This window comes from Delftia sp. 11MD (assembly GCF_050907895.1).
Classification (GTDB): Bacteria; Pseudomonadota; Gammaproteobacteria; order Burkholderiales; family Burkholderiaceae_C; genus Comamonas; species Comamonas tsuruhatensis.
In genome coordinates this window covers 1,729,455-1,748,332 of sequence record NZ_CP194333.1, presented here as the reverse complement: position 1 = coordinate 1,748,332, position 18,878 = coordinate 1,729,455, and the positions used below count along the sequence as shown (strand labels likewise).

The 18,878-nt window shown below is 67.5% G+C and carries 20 protein-coding genes; 10 read left to right on the top strand and 10 right to left on the bottom strand.

Annotated features, from left to right (window positions below; all coding sequences use genetic code 11):
- Positions 1-4 precede the first annotated feature (4 nt).
- Positions 5-1,987 (bottom strand): DNA topoisomerase IV subunit B, encoded by a 1,983-nt coding sequence (locus ACRSCF_RS07890; protein WP_016447623.1) that lies wholly within the window; start codon positions 1,985-1,987, stop codon positions 5-7.
- 170 nt (positions 1,988-2,157) lie between these two features.
- Between ACRSCF_RS07890 and ACRSCF_RS07885 the strand changes: the two genes are divergently transcribed.
- The 5 genes from ACRSCF_RS07885 to bamC all read left to right on the top strand — a co-directional run bounded on the left by ACRSCF_RS07885 (position 2,158) and on the right by bamC (position 6,298).
- Positions 2,158-3,384: an MFS transporter gene (locus ACRSCF_RS07885; RefSeq protein WP_034364186.1), complete on the top strand. Its 1,227-nt coding sequence runs from the start codon at positions 2,158-2,160 to the stop codon at positions 3,382-3,384.
- Between the two features lies 1 nt (position 3,385).
- Positions 3,386-3,535 carry a hypothetical protein gene (locus ACRSCF_RS07880; RefSeq protein WP_016447625.1) on the top strand — a complete coding sequence of 50 codons (150 nt, stop codon included), beginning with the start codon at positions 3,386-3,388 and terminating at the stop codon, positions 3,533-3,535.
- A gap of 67 nt (positions 3,536-3,602) precedes the next feature.
- Positions 3,603-4,172, top strand: coding sequence for a class I SAM-dependent methyltransferase (locus tag ACRSCF_RS07875; protein WP_034364188.1), 570 nt, complete (start codon positions 3,603-3,605; stop codon positions 4,170-4,172).
- Between the two features lie 75 nt (positions 4,173-4,247).
- Positions 4,248-5,144: a 4-hydroxy-tetrahydrodipicolinate synthase gene (dapA, locus tag ACRSCF_RS07870; protein WP_016447627.1), complete on the top strand. Its 897-nt coding sequence runs from the start codon at positions 4,248-4,250 to the stop codon at positions 5,142-5,144.
- A gap of 41 nt (positions 5,145-5,185) precedes the next feature.
- A complete protein-coding gene (gene bamC / locus ACRSCF_RS07865) occupies positions 5,186-6,298 on the top strand; it encodes an outer membrane protein assembly factor BamC (RefSeq protein WP_016447628.1) in 1,113 nt (370 codons plus the stop codon).
- 212 nt (positions 6,299-6,510) lie between these two features.
- Here bamC and ACRSCF_RS07860 read toward each other — a convergent pair whose 3' ends face one another.
- The 3 genes from ACRSCF_RS07860 to ACRSCF_RS07850 all read right to left on the bottom strand — a co-directional run bounded on the left by ACRSCF_RS07860 (position 6,511) and on the right by ACRSCF_RS07850 (position 9,379).
- The gene (locus ACRSCF_RS07860; protein WP_074920994.1) at positions 6,511-6,801 is read right to left on the bottom strand and encodes a hypothetical protein; all 291 of its coding nucleotides are present in this window, start codon (positions 6,799-6,801) and stop codon (positions 6,511-6,513) included.
- A gap of 384 nt (positions 6,802-7,185) precedes the next feature.
- The gene (locus ACRSCF_RS07855) at positions 7,186-8,316 is read right to left on the bottom strand and encodes a cupin domain-containing protein (RefSeq protein ID WP_016447629.1); all 1,131 of its coding nucleotides are present in this window, start codon (positions 8,314-8,316) and stop codon (positions 7,186-7,188) included.
- 103 nt (positions 8,317-8,419) lie between these two features.
- The gene (locus ACRSCF_RS07850; RefSeq protein WP_244387906.1) at positions 8,420-9,379 is read right to left on the bottom strand and encodes a helix-turn-helix domain-containing protein; all 960 of its coding nucleotides are present in this window, start codon (positions 9,377-9,379) and stop codon (positions 8,420-8,422) included.
- 260 nt (positions 9,380-9,639) lie between these two features.
- Here ACRSCF_RS07850 and ACRSCF_RS07845 point away from each other — a divergent pair, with 260 nt between their 5' ends.
- A complete protein-coding gene (locus tag ACRSCF_RS07845; RefSeq protein ID WP_016447631.1) occupies positions 9,640-11,091 on the top strand; it encodes an aldehyde dehydrogenase in 1,452 nt (483 codons plus the stop codon).
- Between the two features lie 152 nt (positions 11,092-11,243).
- The gene (locus ACRSCF_RS07840) at positions 11,244-11,765 is read left to right on the top strand and encodes an FKBP-type peptidyl-prolyl cis-trans isomerase (protein ID WP_016447632.1); all 522 of its coding nucleotides are present in this window, start codon (positions 11,244-11,246) and stop codon (positions 11,763-11,765) included.
- A gap of 67 nt (positions 11,766-11,832) precedes the next feature.
- Here ACRSCF_RS07840 and ACRSCF_RS07835 read toward each other — a convergent pair whose 3' ends face one another.
- Positions 11,833-12,408: a glycine zipper 2TM domain-containing protein gene (locus ACRSCF_RS07835; protein WP_016447633.1), complete on the bottom strand. Its 576-nt coding sequence runs from the start codon at positions 12,406-12,408 to the stop codon at positions 11,833-11,835.
- 145 nt (positions 12,409-12,553) lie between these two features.
- Entirely contained in the window at positions 12,554-12,934 is a 381-nt protein-coding gene (locus ACRSCF_RS07830) for a PepSY domain-containing protein (protein WP_016447634.1), read from the bottom strand.
- 268 nt (positions 12,935-13,202) lie between these two features.
- Here ACRSCF_RS07830 and ACRSCF_RS07825 point away from each other — a divergent pair, with 268 nt between their 5' ends.
- The 3 genes from ACRSCF_RS07825 to ACRSCF_RS07815 are packed head-to-tail and all read left to right on the top strand — an operon-like array spanning position 13,203 to position 15,631.
- Positions 13,203-13,508, top strand: a complete 306-nt coding sequence (locus ACRSCF_RS07825) for a PepSY domain-containing protein (RefSeq protein WP_016447635.1) — start codon at positions 13,203-13,205, stop codon at positions 13,506-13,508.
- 6 nt (positions 13,509-13,514) lie between these two features.
- Positions 13,515-14,186 (top strand): response regulator transcription factor, encoded by a 672-nt coding sequence (locus tag ACRSCF_RS07820; protein WP_016447636.1) that lies wholly within the window; start codon positions 13,515-13,517, stop codon positions 14,184-14,186.
- On the top strand, positions 14,183-15,631 hold the full coding sequence (locus ACRSCF_RS07815) for an ATP-binding protein (protein ID WP_244387905.1): 1,449 nt from the start codon (positions 14,183-14,185) through the stop codon (positions 15,629-15,631). The genes ACRSCF_RS07820 and ACRSCF_RS07815 overlap by 4 nt, the downstream gene beginning before the upstream one ends.
- Before the next feature lie 25 nt (positions 15,632-15,656).
- Here the strand turns inward: ACRSCF_RS07815 and ACRSCF_RS07810 are convergent, their stop codons facing one another.
- The 4 genes from ACRSCF_RS07810 to coaBC form a co-directional block, all read right to left on the bottom strand.
- Entirely contained in the window at positions 15,657-16,481 is an 825-nt protein-coding gene (locus ACRSCF_RS07810) for a hypothetical protein (RefSeq protein WP_203400537.1), read from the bottom strand.
- Positions 16,482-16,544: 63 nt separating this feature from the next.
- Complete coding sequence (gene dut, locus ACRSCF_RS07805; RefSeq protein WP_034364193.1) at positions 16,545-16,994, bottom strand: dUTP diphosphatase; 450 nt, start codon at positions 16,992-16,994, stop codon at positions 16,545-16,547.
- A gap of 70 nt (positions 16,995-17,064) precedes the next feature.
- Positions 17,065-17,610, bottom strand: coding sequence for a hypothetical protein (locus ACRSCF_RS07800; protein ID WP_013801107.1), 546 nt, complete (start codon positions 17,608-17,610; stop codon positions 17,065-17,067).
- A 17-nt stretch (positions 17,611-17,627) separates the two neighbouring features.
- Positions 17,628-18,851 (bottom strand): bifunctional phosphopantothenoylcysteine decarboxylase/phosphopantothenate--cysteine ligase CoaBC, encoded by a 1,224-nt coding sequence (gene coaBC, locus ACRSCF_RS07795; RefSeq protein ID WP_026062130.1) that lies wholly within the window; start codon positions 18,849-18,851, stop codon positions 17,628-17,630.
- Positions 18,852-18,878: the final 27 nt, after the last annotated feature.

Sequence of the window (18,878 nt, the reverse complement as noted above, 5' to 3'; positions counted from 1 at the left end):
GGGATCAGATATCCACTTCGATGGCGTCGCCGTGCAACTCCATCAGCTCGCGGCGCGCCGCAGCCTCGCCCTTGCCCATCAGCTTGGTGACGACCTGCTCGGCCGCCGCAAAGTCCAGATTCATGAACTGCACGGGCAGCAGGCGGCGCGTGTCGGGGTTGAGCGTGGTTTCCCACAGCTGCTCGGCATTCATCTCGCCCAGGCCCTTGAAGCGGCTGATCTGGCATTTCTCGCGCGGCACGCCATCCTTCGCGGACTTGTCGAGGATGGCGGTCAGCTCGCCCTCGTCCAGCGCGTACATCTTGGCTGCTGGCTTCTTGCCGCGCGCAGGCACATCGACGCGGAACAGCGGCGGCAGCGCCACATGGATGTGGCCGGCCTCGATGAGCTTGGGGAAGTGGCGGAAGAACAGCGTGAGCAGCAGCACCTGGATGTGCGAGCCGTCCACGTCGGCATCCGAAAGAATGCAGATCTTGCCGTAGCGCAGGCCGGACAGGTCGGGCGTGTCATGGGGGCCATGCGGGTCCACGCCGATGGCCACCGAGATGTCGTGGATCTCGTTGTTGGCGAACAGGCGGTCACGGTCGACTTCCCAGGTGTTGAGCACCTTGCCGCGCAGGGGCAGCACGGCCTGGGTTTCCTTGTCGCGTCCCATCTTGGCGCTGCCGCCGGCCGAGTCGCCCTCGACCAGGAAGACCTCGTTCAGGCTCAGGTCGCGGCTTTCGCAATCGGTGAGCTTGCCGGGCAGCACGGCCACGCCCGAGCCCTTGCGCTTTTCGACCTTCTGGCCCGCCTTCTGGCGGGTCTGGGCGGCCTTGATGGCGATCTCGGCCAGCTTGCGGCCCCATTCCACATGCTCGTTGAGCCACAGCTCCAGCGCAGGGCGAACGTAGCCGCTGACCAGGCGCACGGCATCGCGCGAGTTCAGGCGCTCCTTGATCTGGCCCTGGAACTGCGGGTCCAGCACCTTGGCATTGAGCACGTAGCTGGCGCGCGCGAAGACGTCGTCAGGCATGAGCTTGACGCCCTTGGGCAGCAGCGAATGCATCTCGATGAAGGCCTTGACCGCCTGGAACAGGCCGTCGCGCAGGCCGCTGTCGTGCGTGCCGCCGGCCGTGGTGGGGATCAGGTTGACATAGCTTTCGCGCAGCGGCGCGCCATCCTCGGTGAAGGCCACGCACCAGGCGGCGCCCTCGCCTTCGGCAAAGCTGTCGTGGTTGCGGTCGGCAAAGCCCTCGCCTTCGAACAGGGGGATGACGGCCTCGCCATGCAGGCTTTGCTGCAGATAGTCGCGCAGGCCGCCCTTGAACTGCCAGGTCTGGGTGTCGCGCGTCTTCTCGTTGACCAGGGTCACCGACACGCCGGGCATGAGCACGGCCTTGCTGCGCAGCAGATGCATCAGCTCGCCCATGGGCAGCTGGGAGGATTCGAAGTAGCGGGCATCGGGCCACACGCGCACGGTCGTGCCCTGCTTGCGTTCGCCCGCGGCCAGCGGCCGCGATTGCAGGGGCTCGACCACGTCGCCGCCCGAGAAGGCGATGGTGGCCACCTTGCCCTCGCGGTGGATGCAGGCCTCAAGGCGCGTGGCCAGCGCATTCGTGACCGAGACGCCCACGCCATGCAGGCCGCCCGAGAAGCTGTAGGCGCCGCCCTTGCCCTTGTCGAACTTGCCGCCCGCATGCAGGCGGGTGAAGACCAGCTCCACCACGGGCGCCTTTTCCTCGGGGTGCATGCCGAAGGGGATGCCCCGGCCGTCGTCCTCGACGCTGTAGGAGCCGTCGGAATGCAGGGTGAAGCGGATTTTCTTGCCGAAGCCGGCCAGCGCCTCGTCGGCCGCGTTGTCGATCACCTCCTGCAGCACATGCAGGGGGTTGTCGGTGCGTGTGTACATGCCGGGACGCTGCTTGACGGGCTCCAGGCCCTTGAGCACGCGTATCGAGCCTTCGGAGTATTCGCTGGCGGAAGTGGGAGATGGTTTGACTGCCATGGGGGCGGATTGTAGTGCGCAGCCCGGCTCAGTGCTGGATACATTCACAGTCATTGACATTGACTATCCCGAAAAGGCCAGTGCCGCCAAGGGCTACGAAGTGCCGCGCTGGCGCATGGGCGACCCATGCGTCGCAGCGCAAAACCCGGAGTTTCGCTAAAGTTTGCCGCATGCACAAAAACAACCAACCCATGTCCATGGTGCAGATACTGCTGTGCGGGGGCGCAGTCGTGACGCTGTCCATGGGAATCCGGCACGGCTTCGGCCTGTGGCTGCAGCCTATCACCCAGGAGATGGGCTGGACGCGCGAGTCCTTCGCGCTGGCCATTGCCATCCAGAACCTGTCCTGGGGCGTGCTCGGCATCTTCGGCGGCATGCTGGCCGACCGCTTCGGCGCCTTCCGCGTGCTCCTGGTGGGCGCGCTGCTGTATGCGCTGGGCCTGGCCGGCATGGCCATGGCGCCCACGACAACCTGGTTCGCCCTGACGGCCGGCGTGGTGATAGGCGCAGCCCAGGCCGGCACCACCTATGCCGTGATCTACGGCGTGCTGGGCCGCCAGATTCCCGTGGCGCGGCGCAGCTGGGCCATGGGCGTGACGGCGGCGGCGGGCTCCTTCGGCCAGTTCTTCATGGTGCCCGTGGAAGGCAGCCTGATCTCGAACTTCGGCTGGTCCAACGCCCTGCTGCTGCTGTCGCTGTGTGCCCTGATGATCATTCCGCTGGCCTTCGGCCTGCGCGAGCCGGGCTTCACGGCCGGCAATACCCGGCCCGTGCGCGACCAGAGCGCAGCCCAGGCCGTGGCCGAGGCCCTGCGCACACCCAGCTTCGTGCTGCTGACGGCTGGCTACTTCGTCTGCGGCTTCCAGGTGATGTTCATCGGCGTGCACATGCCCAGCTACCTCAAGGACTACGGCCTGGCACCGCAGGTGGCCAGCATCTCGCTGGCGCTGGTGGGGCTGTTCAACATCGTCGGCACCTATGTGGCCGGCAACCTGGGCCAGCGCCTGCCCAAGCGCTACCTGCTGTCCACCATCTACTTCACGCGCTCGGTGGTGATCGTGCTCTTCCTGCTCGCGCCGCTGACGCCCTGGTCGGTCTACATCTTCTCGGCCGCCATGGGACTGCTGTGGCTGTCCACCGTGCCGCTGACCAATGCCACCGTGGCCCAGATCTTCGGCGTGCAGCATCTGTCCATGTTGAGCGGAATGGTGTTCTTCAGCCACCAGGTCGGCAGCTTCCTGGGTGTCTGGCTGGGCGGCTATCTGTATGACCACACCGGCAGCTACCAGGTGGTCTGGTACCTGGCCATCGGCCTGGGCGTGGCCGCCGGCCTGCTGAACCTGCCGATACGCGAAGCCCCGGTGGCAAGGCCGCGTGCGGCGCAGGCGGCGGCCTGACATGACGACAGCCACCACGCCCCGCCCACAGCTGCTGCGCAGGCTGGCGCTGTGGGCCGCCGTGCTGCTGGTGCTGGGCCTGGTCTTCATGCTCTATCTGCAGCCCGAGTTCATGCTGGGCATGGCCGACCAGCTCTGGGCCTGCTTCTGAAATTGAAGCGCGGCAAAGGCCTGGCGGCACAATGGCGGCCGCTTTCAATTCATTTCCGAGATTTCACATGCACGCAGCCACGCCGCCTTCGCCCTGGATCCAACGCTGGTCGCATCTTCTGGCACCCGAGGCCACCGTGCTCGACGTGGCCTGCGGCCCTGGCCGCCACATGCGCTGGTTCCATGCACGCGGCCATGCAGTGACGGGCGTGGACCGCGACGCCCAGGCCCTGGCCGGCCTGCAGGGCGTGGGCGAGCTGCTGTGCGCCGACATTGAAAACGGCCCCTGGCCCCTGCCCGGCAGGCAGTTCGGCGCCGTGGTCGTGACCCACTATCTGTGGCGCCCGCTGTGGCCGGCGCTGCTGGGCAGCGTGGCACCCGGCGGCGTGCTGCTGTACGAAACCTTTGCCCAGGGCAACGAGGCCTTCGGCAAGCCTTCCCGGCCCGATTTCCTGCTGGCGCCCGGCGAGCTGCTGCAGGCCTGCGCGGGCTGGCACATCGTGGCCTACGAGCACGGCCAGCTGGGCGAGCCCGATCGCATGGTCCAGCGCATCGCGGCACTGCGCCCCGATGCAACAGGCCGGGAACCCGTGGCCATGCTGGCGCATCAGAAGGCGTCAGGCTCTGCAATCGCCTGAATCCCTACAGGCGACCGCCTTGGGCCTGCCTCCGACACTCGTTAGAATGATCCTTTCCCGTTTTTTCTTGCGGACATGACATCCTCCTCCGTCGCTCTCACTGGCAGCATCGTTGCCCTCATCACGCCCATGCACGAGGACGGTAGTGTTGACTACCCGGCGCTGCGAAAACTCATCGACTGGCATGTGGCCGAGGGCACGGACTGCATCGGCGTGGTGGGAACGACAGGCGAATCCCCCACCGTCAACGTGGAGGAACACTGCGAAATCATCCGCGTGTCCGTCGAGCAGGCTGCGGGCCGCGTTCCCGTGATGGCAGGCTGCGGCGCCAACAGCACGCACGAGGCCATCGAGCTGGCCCGCTACGCCAAGAAGGTCGGTGCCGACAGCCAGCTGCAGGTCGTGCCCTACTACAACAAGCCCACGCAGGAAGGCCAGTACCAGCATTTCAAGGCCATTGCCGAAGCGGTGGGCGACCTGCCTGTGGTGCTCTACAACGTGCCCGGCCGCTCGGTGGCCGACATGCAGCACGACACCGTGCTGCGCCTGGCGCAGATTCCCGCCATCATCGGCATCAAGGAAGCCACGGGCAACATCGAACGCGCCCAGTGGCTGATCCGTGAAGTGCCCGAAGGCTTCGGCGTGTACTCCGGCGATGATCCGACCGCTGTGGCACTGATGCTGTGCGGCGGCCACGGCAACATCAGCGTCACGGCCAACGTGGCGCCGCGCCTGATGAGCGATCTGTGCAAGGCGGCCCTGGCCGGCGACGTGCGCACCGCCATGGACATCCAGATGCGCCTGATGCCTGTGCACAAGAACCTCTTCGTCGAGGCCAACCCCATTCCCGTCAAGTGGGCCGCAGCCCGCCTGGGCCTTTGCGGCCCGGCCATGCGCCTGCCAATGACACCCCTGAGCAAGAATCTGGAAGCCACCGTGGAAGCCGCCCTGAGCTCCGCTGGCCTGCTGTGAGGCGCCCCGCCCCACCGACCGAACGCACCAAGGATATTCGCGTGAAACAGCCCATTGCACGTCTGAGCCTGCTGAGCCTGGCCATCGGCCTGACAGCCTGCACGACCACGTTCCAAGAGAGCAAGATCGACTACAAGAGCGCCGGCAAGCAGCAGGCGCCCACCCTGGAAGTCCCGCCAGACCTGACACAGCTGTCCACGGACTCCCGCTACGCCGTGCCCGGCGGCGTGGTCTCCGCCGCCGCCATGGAAGCCAACTCCAAGGCGCAAAAGCCGGCAGAGGGCCGAACGGCCACCGCCGCCCTGGGCGATGTGCGCATCGAGCGCAATGGCGAGCAGCGCTGGCTGGTGATCAAGCGTCCGGCCGACCAGCTGTGGGAGCCCGTGCGCGACTTCTGGCTGGAAAACGGCTTCATCTTCACCACCGAAGACCGCCAGCTCGGCATCATCGAAACCGATTGGGCCGAGAACCGCGCCAAGATCCCGCAGGACGTGATCCGCAAGACGCTGGGCAAGGTCTTCGACGGCCTGTACTCCACCAGCGAGCGCGACAGGTTCCGCACCCGCCTGGAGCGCTCGGCCGACGGCTCCACCGAGGTCTACATCACGCACCGCGGCATGCAGGAGGTGTACACCAGCGCCCAGAAGGACCAGACCATCTGGCAGCCGCGCCCCTCCGATCCGGAACTGGAAACCGAATTCCTGCGCCGCCTGATGGTCAAGCTCGGCGTGAGCCAGGAGCAGGCCGACGCCGTGGCCAAGGCCAACACCACCACGGCAGCCGCCACCGGCAGCGTGCGCATGGAATCCGCCAACGGACAGCCCGTGCTGCAGATCGACGAAGGCTTTGACCGCGCATGGCGCCGTGTCGGCGTGGCCCTGGACCGCACGGGCTTCACCGTGGAAGACCGCGACCGCAGCCGCGGCATCTACTTCGTGCGCTATGTGGCGCCCGATGCCAAGGTCGAGCCCAAGGGATTCTTCAGCAAGCTGTTCAGCCGCTCGCCCGACGCGGCCGCGCCGGTCAAGTACCAGATCCAGGTGCGCAGCGAGGGCGACAAGTCCACGGTCACCGTGCTCAACACCCAGGGCCAGCCAGAGACCTCGGCCAATGCCCAGCGCATCGTGCGCGTCATCACCGACGACATGAAGTAGGCGATCCTCACGTCGGGATTGAGGCGGCAGCCGCCGCCCTCGCCTGCAGCCACCGCGCATTCACTTGCCGGTGGCTTTTTTGCATCCGGGCCGTCGTGCATAGACCATGGATATGCATGACCGGGCCCTGGTGGACGAAAAAAAACCGCAGCCCGAAGGATGCGGTTTTTTCGCAGCACAAGCCTAAGCCTGTGCCACCGGCGAAGGCCGGATTACTGCTTGGTGGCTTCCTTGGCGGCAGCGTCGGCAGCAGCCTTGGCGGCGTCTGCAGCAGCAGCGTCAGCAGCGGGAGCGGCAGGTGCAGCTGCGTCAGCGGCGGGCGCTGCGGGAGCAGCTGCGTCGGCGGCGGGAGCAGCAGGAGCGGCTTCTGCGGGAGCGGGAGCTGCCGGTGCAGGAGCTTCAACAGCAGGAGCGGGAGCGGGGGCCGGAGCCTCTTCCTTCTTGCCGCAAGCGGCCAGAGCTGCAGCAGCGATCACGGTAGCCAGGATCAGAGAGTTCTTCATCACAGTTTCCTAGAGAGTAGGTAAGAAGACAGTAAACAGGAGGCCCCGCCGTTGCGACACCGGATGCAGGCAACCGGAGCGCTACGGCCAAGCCGCGTCAAAACATTCATTCGACTCGCGTCAGATTATAGGGAGGTTTTCCCGAAGCTGACCGAAACTGACAGCCTCAGAACAATTCCGCACAAATCCTCTTGCAAAGTCCGGATGGGGCAGTGGATTGACTGCCTTGACATGCACTGTGTAACAAAAGCAGGTGGCTGTCAATTTACTGACGGACTCAAGACAATTCTTTACAAATCTAACGAAGTCCGCCCTTGTTCAGCAGCACGCTGTCAACAGTGAATGCCCGAACTTAGCATGCCTGTGGCGCAGCGTCTACCCGGTTCAGGACAGCTTGCCGCCACGCACCCAGCCTGCGTCAAACCACGAGGACAGCAGCTCCAGCGCATCGTCGCTGGCCTTGGCCAGATCGGTGCGCGACAGCGCGCGCGTGTCGGCCAGCTTGCGCATCAGCGTGGCATCGCGGCCACCGGCCAGATAGCTTTCTCCGTTGATGAAGATGTGCCTGGCGTCATACATCATGCGGGTGCGGCGGTCCAGGACCACGCTCTCGAACATGCCGTTTTCCTCGCCATGCTCGAACCACACATTGGCCTTGGGCTCGGTCATGTACTCGCCCAGAGCGCGCTCCAGCGCCAGCGGCTCGGCCAGCGCGCGTTCCAGCGACTTGCGGGCGAAATCGTGCAGGCTGGCGGGAATCTCGCCCGGGGCTTCGACGGCCGGCTGGTCGGGATCGCGGTAGACGACCGGCACTTCGGGCTCATCGGGCTCGTCGGACATGCGCAGCAGCAGCTCGCGGGCCAGCTCGTCGCGCGCGGGCGAGCGAAAGCCGATGGAGTACGTCATGCACTCGCCTTCGGCGATGCCGTCATGGGCCCACTTCGGGGGCAGGTAGAGCATGTCGCCGGGCTCGAGCACGAACTCCTCTTCCGGCTCGAAATGCGAGAGCACCTTCAGCGGCACATCGGGCTGCAGCGACAGGTCCTTCTGGCGGCCGATGCGCCAGCGCCGGCGGCCATGGGCCTGCAGCAGGAAGACGTCGTAGCTGTCGAAATGCGGGCCGACGCCGCCCTGGTCGGTGGCAAAGCTGATCATCAGGTCGTCCAGCCGCGCCTCGGGCACGAAGCGGAACTGCTGCATCAACTGGTGCACGCCGTCGTCGTGCAGGTCCACGCCCTGCACAAGCACGGTCCAGCCGGGCTTTTGCAGCGAAGGCAGGCTGCGGCGCGACAGCGGGCCGTGGCTGAGCTTCCAGCTGCCGCCGTCGTGCTGCTGGATCAGGCGCGATTCCACCCCGTCCTCGCCTGCCATGGCCAGCAGCCTGGCGCGCGGAATCAGGGGCTTGAAGCCCGGGATTGCCTGGCGCACCAGCAAGGGCTTCTTGTGCCAGTGGCGGCGCATGAATTGGGAAGCGGTAAGCCCGCCCAGCAGGGCAAGCGGGGTGTTGGTGTCCATGGAATGGTCCGAAATGAGCAGAAAGACAGGGCGGCATTGTCCTATGCGGCCATTGCCCTGTCCTGGCGCCAGCGCAAGCCGGCCCGAAATGGCCGGACGACGCTCAGCCCGCAGCCTTGCGCATGGCCCTGAAATCCGAGGGCGCCAGGCCCGTATAGGCCTTGAAGGCCCGGCTGAAATGCGCGCTGCTGCCAAAGCCGCAGTCCATGGCGACTTCGGTGATGGTGCGCTGCGCGTGCTCGGGCAGCAGCAGCTCGCGCATGCACAGCTCCAGCCGGCTGTGCTGTATGAAGGCGCCCAGGCTGGTCTGGCTGTCCGCAAAGGCGTTGTGCAAATGGCGCTTGCTGCAGTTGAGCGCGGCGGCCACGGACTCCACCGACAGGCCCGGATCGCGCAGATGGGCCACCACATGGGCGCGTATGCGGTCCTGCAGCGCCAGTTGCTGGGTGCCTGCCGTGCCCTGCCCGGCCAGCTCCTGCAGCGAAAGATGGACCATGTCCACCAGCAGCTCGCCCGCGCGGCGCGCCAGGTGCGGTGCCATGCCGGGCAGCTCCTGGTACGTGCTGCGCATGGTTTCCAGCGCGATGCGGGCAATGCCCGAGCTGCCGCCCACATTGCGCCCCATCAGCCCTTCCAGCCGGATGCCCCGTTCCACGATGGCCTGGCGCGGCAGCATCACGATGAGGTGTTCGGACCATTCGGGGTTGGTGACCTCGTACTCCTGCGCCGTGTCATAGATCACCCAGCTGCCCTTGCGCACGCTGGCCTCGCGGTTGTGCTGGCGCACGCTGGCCACGCCCTCCCAGGGCGCGACGATCTTCAGATAGGGGGACTCATGGGCGCGCAGGCCCTGCATGCTGCGCATGACGCGGTGGCGGCCCGCCTCCAGCCGGGTCAGCACCACATCGCCGGCATTGGCCACGCGCACATGGCCTTCGAACAGGCGATCGCCATAGACATCGGTATCCAGGCCAGCAAACAGGCGCGACATCCAGGCGTGCCAGGCCGACGCTGTCTCGCCGGGCGGCAGTCCGTCGGTGCTCAACACCATGGCATCGGTCATGTGCGGTCTCTCCTGCTCGCCGCACGGGTGAAGGATCTGTGTGCGGCCATGGACGTGATTATGGGAAAGTGCAGGCCCGTCGCGCCCCATGGCTTTCCCCGCGGACAGCCAGGACAAGGGTAAACCCCGGAGCCCGTGCACGATCCGTCATGCGCTTTGTGCGCCCAGCGGGCTGCCTGCGCCATCGCCTGCTTCTACGATGACCGGCACGCCCGGCTGCGCCAACGCCCAGGCCACAACCGCATACCAAGGAGACAGTCATGATCGAACAAACCATGCTCATCGCAGGCCAGGCCGCACAGGCCGGCAACGGCGCCACCTTCGAGCGCCGCAATCCGCTGGACGGATCGGTGGCCACGCGCGCCCCGGCCGCGACGCCGCAGGATGCCGTGCGCGCCGTCGAAGCCGCGCAACAGGCCTTCCCCGCCTGGGCCGCGCTGGGCCCGACCGAACGCCGCCAGATGCTGATGAAGGCATCGCAGGCGCTGGAGGCCAAGACCGAGGCCTTTGCCGCCGCCATGGCCGCCGAGACGGGCGCCTCTGGCATCTGGGCCGGCTTCAACGTGCACCTGGCCGCCAACATGTTCCTGGAGGCCGCATCGCTGACCACCCAGATCAACGGCCAGATCATTCCCTCTGACGTGCCCGGCAGCCTGGCCATGGCCGTGCGCCAGCCCGCTGGCGTGGTGCTGGGCATTGCGCCCTGGAATGCGCCCGTCATCCTGGCCGTGCGCGCCATCGCCACGCCGCTGGCCTGCGGCAACACCGTGGTGCTCAAGGGCTCGGAGCTGTGCCCTGCCACGCACGGCCTGATCATCGAGGCCCTGCAGGAAGGCGGCCTGCCGCCCGGCGTGGTCAACTTCGTGACCAATGCGCCCGAAGATGCCGGCGCCGTGGTCGAGGCCATGGTGGCCCACCCGGCCGTGCGCCGCGTGAACTTCACAGGCTCCACGCGCGTGGGCCGCATCATCGGCCAGACCTGCGCCAAGTACCTCAAGCCCGCCATTCTGGAGCTGGGCGGCAAGGCGCCCTTCGTGGTGCTGGACGATGCAGACATCGACGCCGCCGTGGCCGGCTGCACCTTCGGTGCCTTCGCCAACTCGGGCCAGATCTGCATGTCCACCGAACGCATCATCGTGGACGAGTCCGTGGCCGGGGATTTCCTGGACAAGCTCGTGGCCCGTGCCACCTCGCTGCCGCTGGGCGATCCGCGCAAGGGCCCCGTGGTGCTGGGCTCGGTGGTGGACATGGCCACCGTGGAGCGCGCCAACCGCCTGATCGACGACGCGCTGGCCAAGGGCGCAAAACTGCTGTGCGGCGGCAAGGCCACCAACACCCTGATGGCGGCCACGCTGATCGACGGCGTCACGCCCGAGATGGAGATCTTCCGCGAGGAAACCTTCGCCCCCGTCAAGGCCATCGTGCGCGTACGCGGCGAGGAGCAGGCCATCGCCATGGCCAACGACAACGAGTTCGGCCTGTCCTCGTCCGTCTACACCCGCGACACCGCACGCGGCTGGCGCGTGGCCGCGCGCATCGAGGCCGGCATCTGCCACGTCAACGGCCCCACCGTGCATGACGAGGCACAGATGCCCTTTGGCGGCGTGAAGAACTCGGGCTACGGCCACTTCGGCGGCCAGGCAGGCATCGACGCCTTCACCGAGACGCGCTGGATCACCATGCAGACCGCGCCCCGCCACTACCCGTTCTGATCGGCAGGACTCGCCGCCCGGCCTGCGCAGCAGCCGGGCCGCCGTGGGAAAATCGCGCCAACGCGGCCGCCGGCACGCCTTCGTCAAACAAGGGCGCGCGCGGCGGTCTTTCTTTTTCCCCACCGCGGCATGGGCCGCACAAGCTGCACACCATGGAAATCACAGAACAATGCGTGGTCGCTCTGACCTGGACCCTCAAGGACACCCTGGGCGAGGAACTGGACGTGCTCGATGAGCCCGTGGAGTTCCTGGTCGGCGGCGACGACCTGCTCAAGCGCATCGAGGAGGCTCTGCAGGGCCACGGCCAGGGCAAGGTCCTGAACCTGCACCTGGAGCCCGAGGAAGCCTTCGGCGACTACAACGAAAGCCTGATCTTCCTGGAGCCGCGCGCCCTGTTCCCGGCAGAGCTGGAAGAAGGCATGAGCTTCGAGGCCAGCGCCCTGCCCAAGGGCTGCAGCGCCGTGCCGCCCGACCTGCTCTACACGGTGACCGAAATCTATCCCGAGCATGTGGTGCTGGACGGCAACCATCCGCTGGCCGGCATCGCGCTGCGCCTGCACCTGAAGGTCGAAGGCGTGCGCGAAGCCACCGAGGAGGAAATCGGCCGCGGCTCGGCCGGCACCGGTTTCTTCCGCATCCAGCCCATGGCACCGGGCAACGACACGCTGCACTGAAATTGCCGCGCTGAAATGGCAAAGGGCTCCCTTCGGGGAGCCCTTTTGCATGGAGCGAGCCTGGTACTCAGCGCAGAAGCTGGTTGTTGTCCACGCGCACGCTCTCGCCTACGCGCAGCTGCGGATTGCTCTGGTAGTCGAACACGCGCGTGCTGCCGTCGTTCAACTGCACGGTGACACGGTAGACATCGCGCAGGTCGCCAGGGCCGGTGTTCTTCTCGATGGCATTGCCCGCCATGGCACCGCCCACCACGCCCGCAATGGTGGCGATGTCGCGCCCGCTGCCCTTGCCCACCTGACGGCCCAGCACGCCGCCGACCACGCCACCCACCACTGCCCCGGCACCTATGCCCGAGCCACCGATGCCGCTGGGCTGCTGGATCTGAACCAGTTGCACATTGGTCACGCGCCCCTGCTGCACATAGCCACCGCCGCCCGGATAGGCCGTGCCGGGCTGGCCGCTGCCGGGATAGCCCCCGCTGGGGTAGCCCCCGGCGGGATATCCGCCAGCGGGATAGCCACCTGCAGGGTAGCCGCCACCCGGATATCCGCCCTGCTGTGGATAGCCCGCGCAGGCGCTGAGCATCAGCGCTGCAATGCAGCTGGTGCCGATGGCGCCCAAGCGATGAATGGAAGGGGGCATGGAAATCTCCTGTGTACTGTCCGTGGATCGATCAAGGGCAGCCGCCGACCCGGCCTGCGGCTGCATACCACTGCAACGCCCCAGGCTGCATGTGCGCCGACCGGACTGAACACTTGCTGACAAAAATCAGCCCGCCGGCCCGGCCTCAATTGCGTGCGCGAATGCTGAGCACGTTGCCGTTGTTGCCATCGACATAGAGCTTCACGGGACGGCCATCGCTGGTCTGGCCCTTGACCTGGTAGAGGCCGTCTTCCCACTCGATCTCGCGCAGGTCGCGGTAGCCCAGGCCTTCCATGCGCTCGAAGACTTCGCGAATGCTCAGGCCCGGCCCCTGGAAGGCGCCGCGCACGGAGGCCACCGTGGTGGCCACGGCTTCGCCGGCCTGCACGGTCACCGAAGGACCGCCCGTGGCGGCGGCCTGGGCCTGCATCTGGGCGACCAGCCCGGCAGTGGCGATCAGAACAATGCCCAGGCCCGTCAGGCCATGGCGTGCAGCGCGGGAAATCAGTTGTCGGATGGAAGGCATGAGGTTCTCCTTGGCATGTGAAGGTCGGCGTCTGGGCCGGCGTCTGGGCCGGCGATTGGGTCGGCGATTGGGCTGGCGATGCATCTGAAAAGGCCGCATCTGCCGGCTGCTGCGCCTTCGTTTCCGGTGGATTGCGACGGCGTGCAGCCATTGTTCGATGCAGGCCATGAACGCAAGCTGAAGCAGCCGTTCATCCGAGGTTCATCCACGCTGGGCTATAAAGTTTTCCATGCCCACTCCATCCTTCTCCATTCCTCGCAGGTCCTGGATGCTGCTGGCCTCGCTGCTGCTGATGGCGGCGGCACTGGCCTCCTGGACCACGCCCTCGGATGCCGGCGACAGCGACCATGAACTCGCTCGCCAGGCCCTGCAGCAAGGCCGCGTGCTGCCGCTGCGCACCGTGCTCGACCAGGTCGAGCGCGACTACCAGGGCCAGGTCATCAAGGTCGAGTTCGAGCATGACGACGGCCGCTTCATCTACGAGATCCGGCTGCTGCAATCGGGCGGCCGCGTGGCCAAGCTCAAGATCGATGCACGCGATGGCAAGGTGCTGAGCTTCAAGCGCAAGGACTAGACGCAGATGCGAATCCTCGTGGTGGAAGACGAACCCACGCTGAGCAGCCAGCTCGTGCAGGCGCTGCAGCAGGCCGGGCATACGGTGGAGACGGCGGCCGACGGCGCAACGGCCCAGTACCTGGGCGAGGTCGAGGAGTTCGATGCCGCCGTGCTGGACCTGGGCCTGCCCGTGCGCGATGGCCTGACGGTGTTGCGCGCCTGGCGCGAACAAGGGCGGGTCATGCCGGTGATGATCCTCACGGCGCGCGGCGCCTGGCATGAGAAGGTGGCCGGCATGGATGCCGGCGCCGACGACTATCTGGCCAAGCCCTTCCACATGGAAGAGCTGATGGCCCGCCTGCGCGCCCTGCTGCGCCGGCTCAGCCCGCACGCCAGCGCCCAGTGGCAATGCGGCCCCATCGTGCTGGACTCGCGCCAGGCGCGTGTGAGCGTGGCGGGCCAGCCGCTCACGCTGACCAGCCATGAATTCAAGGTGCTGGCCCTGCTGATGCAGCGCGTGGGCCAGGTGATATCGCGCACCGAGCTGTCCGAACACATCTACCCGCAGGACAGCGACCGCGACTCCAACACCATCGAGGTCTTCGTCGGCCGCCTGCGCAAGAAACTGCCGGCCGGAAGCATAGAAACCGTGCGCGGAATGGGCTACCGGCTGGTGGAAGGCGCGCCCGCTGCATGAACGCACCACAGGAAAGACAGGTATCCCGGCTCGGTGATTCGCTGCGCCTGCGCCTGCTGGCCGGCACGCTGGCCTGGGTGCTGGCGGCCGTGCTGCTGGCCGGCTGGGGACTGCGCGGACTGTTCCGCGATCACATCGCGCAGCAGTTGCAGGCGCAGCTGGTGCTGCAGCTCGACCAGCTCAGCGCAGCCGTCAACAGCCTGCCCGGCGGGCGCATCGAAGTCGGACTGGCCGTGGGCGATCCGCGCCTGGCGCAACCGCTGTCGGGCCTGTACTGGCAGATCGACCAGGTGAGCGATGGGGCGGGCCCACCCGAGAAGGCCGGCCTGCTGCGCTCTCGTTCGCTGTGGGACCAGACACTGGACTGGCGCCAGTTCCGTGCCGATGCCGGTCGCCCGGATGAGCACCACGAGGACACGGCGTTGAGCACGGGCATGCTGCCCGATGGCCAGGGCCACCCGCTCGTGGCCGTGGCACGCCCCCTGCAATTGCCCGAAGCCGAGGCGCCGCCGTTGCGCCTGATCGTTGCGGCCGACAGCGCCCTGCTGGCCGAGCCCATGCAGCGCTTCACCACCATGCTGATCGCCGCACTGGGCACGCTGGCGGCCGGGCTGGCTCTGGCCGTGGTGCTGCAGCTGCGCCTGGCGCTGCGGCCGCTGCAGTTACTGCGCACAGGCCTGGCCGACGTGCGCAAGGGCGCCACGCCGCGCCTTGAAGGCCGGTTTCCGCAGGAACTGCGCCCCCTGGTGCAGGAGTTCAATCATGTGCTGGATGTGAACGCCGACATGGTCCAGCGCGCGCGCACGCAGGCCGGCAATCTGGCCCATGCCGTGAACACGCCCCTGTCGATTCTTGGCAACGCCGCCGCGCAGGAAAGCGGAGCGCTGGCCGAACTGGTGCGCGAGCAGGTGACCAGCGCCAGCCGCCAGGTGGACCACCATCTGGCCCGGGCCCGCGCCGCAGCGCGCCAGGCGACCGGCTTGCGCACGCCCTTGGAGCCGCCACTGGCCTCGCTGGTGCGGACCATGGAGCGCCTGCATGCCGGACGCGGCATCCGCTTCACGCTGAAGAGGGATGCGCAGCCTTGGGACTTTCTGGGCGACGGCCAGGACCTGATGGAAATCCTGGGCAACCTGCTGGACAACGCCGGCAAATGGGCAGCCCAGGCCGTGAGCCTGGAAGTCCAGGGCCTGGAGCACGATCAGGCCGGCGGCCCCTTGCTGCTGACGGTGGACGATGACGGCCCTGGCATCGAAGACGCCGACCTCGACCGCATCTTCGAGCGCGGCGAGCGCCTGGACGAGCGCAGGCCCGGCGCAGGCCTGGGCCTGGATATCGTGCGTGACCTGGTGCAGACCTATGGCGGCAGCATTGCAGCCAGCCGCTCGCCGCTGGGCGGCCTGCGCATGCAGCTGCACCTGCCCGGAGCGCGACGAGAGGCATGAGCGCGGGAGGCCGCAGGACAGCGGCTCACCCCCCTCTCAGCGCTCGCAGCACCTGCACCAGGGTGTCTGCCTGGGGAAACAGCCAGTCGGCCGCAGCACCCAGCGCCACGGCGCCCACCAGCGCGCCCAGCACCGGCTTCCAGCTCAGGCGCAGCGCGGCCAGCAGCCAGCCTTCGCGCTCCACCACGTAGAGCGTGCGCGCCATCAGCAGCGCAAAGGCCACCTCCACCGCCACAGCCAGGAACAGGTCGGCCCCAAAGACCAGCCACAGCAGCGACCCGGCGCCCGTGACCGCGACCAGCAGCGCCGCAAACACCAGCAGCACGGGCACCAGGACGACAGCACCTTCGTCCAGCCCATCGATGCCGGGCACGTCAAAGCCTTGCGACGCCGAGGAAGCGGCCTCGGACATGGCACCGCCGTCGTCCCAGCTGCCGCTGGAGCCACCGCCGCCATAAGAGCCGCCCTGCCCGCTCTCGAATCCGCCAGCCTCGGGCGTGCGGGCCGGTGAAGAACCGCTGCCGCCGGGCGCGGCATCGGGCACATCCGGCCCATCCCAGTCGCGGCGCAGCATGCACTCGGCCCACAGGCGTACCAGCAGCAGATACAGCAGATAGCCGCAGACCAGGGCCACGCCGTAGCGCAGCGCCATGCTGTGCACGCCCGCATGCAGCAAGGCCAGGCTCAGCAGCGACATGCCGGCCAGGCTGAGGCCGCCCGTCAACGCCGCATGCAGTCGCAGCCAGTGGCGCTGCTGCAGGCGGCGGCGCATGCGGTCTTCCTGCGTGAGCACCACGCGCGTCCACGACGCGGATGGGCGATGGCGCGTGCGCCGGGATGGCCTGGCCATGCGGACTCCTCCCTGAAGCGATGCCCTGGCAGCGCAGCTGCGGGCGATGTCTGGCGGAAAGCCTTATTGCTTGCCGGTGGAGCCGTAGCCGCCCGCACCGCGCTCGGAAGCCGACTCGAACTCCTCGACCACATTGAAGCTGGGCTGCACCACGGGCACGATGATCAGCTGGGCCAGGCGGTCCATGGGCTGCAGCGTGAAGGCCGTGGCCGAGCGGTTCCAGGCGCTGACCATGAGCTGGCCCTGGTAGTCGCTGTCGATCAGGCCGACCAGGTTGCCCAGCACGATGCCGTGCTTGTGGCCCATGCCCGAGCGCGGCAGGATCATGGCGGCGTAGCCGGGGTCCTTGAGGTACATGGCCATGCCCATGGGCACCAGTTGCCATTGGCCGGGCTCCAGCGTCAGCGGCGCATCGATGCAGGCGCGCAGGTCCAGGCCCGCGCTTCCCGGCGTGGCGTAGGCGGGCATGTTCTCGCGCAGGCGCGCGTCAAGGATCTTGATATCAACGTTCATGGAAACAATCTGGGGAGCGCCTCACGGCAGGCTCTCTTGAAAAGCAAAGCGCGCATTGTGCCCCGCGCCGTCACCCGGACGACTTGAGCCCGCTGCGAAAGCCTTTGACGATGGCATTGATGATGGTGAGCAGCAGGATGAAGGGGCCGATGCCCGGAATCACCACGGCCAGGATCAGGCCGATCACGATACCCAGCAACTGGCCCGGACCTATCTTGAAGACCGTCTTCTTGACGGCCTTGGCGGCGGAGGAGGCCTGGGCTTGCTGTGCCCGGGCCGCCTGCCGGCCGCGATCGGCCCTGCCACCATTTCTATCGCCGTTCCTGTCGCCATGCCTGTCGCCTGCAGACGGCTGGCGTCCCGGCAAGGCGGGCACCGAAGCCTGCTGCGCGGCGATGCGCGCCTTCTCGGCCGCAGCCTGCACCTGCTCGCGCACGCGCTCGACCACGGACTGGGACTGCGCGCCCGGCGTGGCCACCGCATCGGTGAAATCGCTGCGTCCCTGCGCCATCCAGCCGTGGGCCGCAGAGCGGTACAGGGGGCTGGCGCGCAGCAGCTCATCCACATAGCGCACATAGTCGCCGTGGCGGGGACCTTCGTAGGTGTTCTGTGACATGCGGGCCTTCGATGGTGTCAAGGGGCGGGTGGCAGGCGCCGGGCGATCTCGGCCACCAGCTGGCGCGCCAGCAGGGACTTGGAGGCGTGCGGCAGCTCCTGGGTGCCGGACTCGTCGATCAGCAGCAGGGCATTGTCATCCCGCCCAAAGGTTGCGGGACCGATATTGCCCACCAGCAGCGGCACCTGCTTGCGCAGGCGCTTGGCGCTGGCGTGCTGCAGCAGGTCATGGCTTTCGGCGGCGAAGCCCACGCAGTACAGCCGTCCGCTGCGTGCGGGCTCGGACTGCGCGGCGGCCGCCAGGATGTCGGGGTTCTCGACGAAGGTCAGCGTGGGGGTCTGGCCCGAGCCGTCCTTCTTGATCTTCTGGTCTGACGCCGTGGCCGGGCGCCAGTCGGCCACGGCCGCCGTGGCGATGAACACGCCAGCCTGGGGCAGTTGCTGCTGCACGGCATCGAACATCTGCTGCGCCGACTGCACGTCGATGCGCTGCACGCCACGCGGCGTGCGCAGGTGCACGGGCCCGGCCACCAGGGTCACCTGGGCGCCCGCCTCGCGTGCGGCGCGCGCAATGGCAAAGCCCATCTTTCCGCTGGAATGGTTGGTAATGCCGCGCACGGGGTCGATGGCCTCGAAGGTCGGGCCCGCCGTGACCAGCACCTGGCGGCCCTGCAGCAGCTTGGGCGTGAAGAAGGCGGCCAGCTCCTCCATGATTTCCTCGGGCTCGAGCATGCGGCCGTCGCCCACCTCGCCACAGGCCTGGTCGCCCGTTCCCACGCCCAGCACCAGTGCGCCGTCGGCGGCCACCTGCGCCAGGTTGCGCTGCGTGGCCGGGTGTGCCCACATCTCGCGGTTCATGGCCGGAGCCAACAGCAGGGGCACGCGGTCCATGGGGCGCGCCAGGCACATCAGGCTCAGCAACTCGTCGGAGCGGCCCTGCACCAGGCGCGCGATGAAGTCGGCGCTGCAGGGCGCGATCAGCATCGCGTCGGCCTCGCGGCTGAGGTTGATGTGGGGCATGTTGTTGGGCTCGCGCGCGTCCCACTGCGATCCGTAGACAGGGCGGCCCGACAGCGCCTGCATGGTCACCGGCGTGATGAACTGCTCGGCCGCCTCGGTCATCACCACCTGCACGGTGGCCCCGGCCTGTACCAGCAGGCGCACCAGCTGGGCAGATTTGTAACAAGCCACGCCTCCGGAGAGGCCGAGCACCAGATGTTTACCAGCGAACACTTCAGTCATGGCGCGCAATTTAGCAGAGCCGCAACG

What these genes read in the sequence shown, in the direction of transcription:
- ACRSCF_RS07890 (WP_016447623.1), bottom strand. Translation starts at nt 1,987, where the DNA reads ATGGCAGTCAAACCATCTCCCACTTCCGCCAGCGAATACTCCGAAGGC.
- ACRSCF_RS07885 (WP_034364186.1), top strand. Translation starts at nt 2,158, where the DNA reads ATGCACAAAAACAACCAACCCATGTCCATGGTGCAGATACTGCTGTGC.
- ACRSCF_RS07880 (WP_016447625.1), top strand. Translation starts at nt 3,386, where the DNA reads ATGACGACAGCCACCACGCCCCGCCCACAGCTGCTGCGCAGGCTGGCG.
- ACRSCF_RS07875 (WP_034364188.1), top strand. Translation starts at nt 3,603, where the DNA reads ATGCACGCAGCCACGCCGCCTTCGCCCTGGATCCAACGCTGGTCGCAT.
- dapA (WP_016447627.1), top strand. Translation starts at nt 4,248, where the DNA reads ATGACATCCTCCTCCGTCGCTCTCACTGGCAGCATCGTTGCCCTCATC.
- ACRSCF_RS07860 (WP_074920994.1), bottom strand. Translation starts at nt 6,801, where the DNA reads ATGAAGAACTCTCTGATCCTGGCTACCGTGATCGCTGCTGCAGCTCTG.
- ACRSCF_RS07855 (WP_016447629.1), bottom strand. Translation starts at nt 8,316, where the DNA reads ATGGACACCAACACCCCGCTTGCCCTGCTGGGCGGGCTTACCGCTTCC.
- ACRSCF_RS07850 (WP_244387906.1), bottom strand. Translation starts at nt 9,379, where the DNA reads ATGACCGATGCCATGGTGTTGAGCACCGACGGACTGCCGCCCGGCGAG.
- ACRSCF_RS07845 (WP_016447631.1), top strand. Translation starts at nt 9,640, where the DNA reads ATGATCGAACAAACCATGCTCATCGCAGGCCAGGCCGCACAGGCCGGC.
- ACRSCF_RS07840 (WP_016447632.1), top strand. Translation starts at nt 11,244, where the DNA reads ATGGAAATCACAGAACAATGCGTGGTCGCTCTGACCTGGACCCTCAAG.
- ACRSCF_RS07835 (WP_016447633.1), bottom strand. Translation starts at nt 12,408, where the DNA reads ATGCCCCCTTCCATTCATCGCTTGGGCGCCATCGGCACCAGCTGCATT.
- ACRSCF_RS07830 (WP_016447634.1), bottom strand. Translation starts at nt 12,934, where the DNA reads ATGCCTTCCATCCGACAACTGATTTCCCGCGCTGCACGCCATGGCCTG.
- ACRSCF_RS07825 (WP_016447635.1), top strand. Translation starts at nt 13,203, where the DNA reads ATGCTGCTGGCCTCGCTGCTGCTGATGGCGGCGGCACTGGCCTCCTGG.
- ACRSCF_RS07820 (WP_016447636.1), top strand. Translation starts at nt 13,515, where the DNA reads ATGCGAATCCTCGTGGTGGAAGACGAACCCACGCTGAGCAGCCAGCTC.
- ACRSCF_RS07815 (WP_244387905.1), top strand. Translation starts at nt 14,183, where the DNA reads ATGAACGCACCACAGGAAAGACAGGTATCCCGGCTCGGTGATTCGCTG.
- ACRSCF_RS07810 (WP_203400537.1), bottom strand. Translation starts at nt 16,481, where the DNA reads ATGGCCAGGCCATCCCGGCGCACGCGCCATCGCCCATCCGCGTCGTGG.
- dut (WP_034364193.1), bottom strand. Translation starts at nt 16,994, where the DNA reads ATGAACGTTGATATCAAGATCCTTGACGCGCGCCTGCGCGAGAACATG.
- ACRSCF_RS07800 (WP_013801107.1), bottom strand. Translation starts at nt 17,610, where the DNA reads ATGTCACAGAACACCTACGAAGGTCCCCGCCACGGCGACTATGTGCGC.
- coaBC (WP_026062130.1), bottom strand. Translation starts at nt 18,851, where the DNA reads ATGACTGAAGTGTTCGCTGGTAAACATCTGGTGCTCGGCCTCTCCGGA.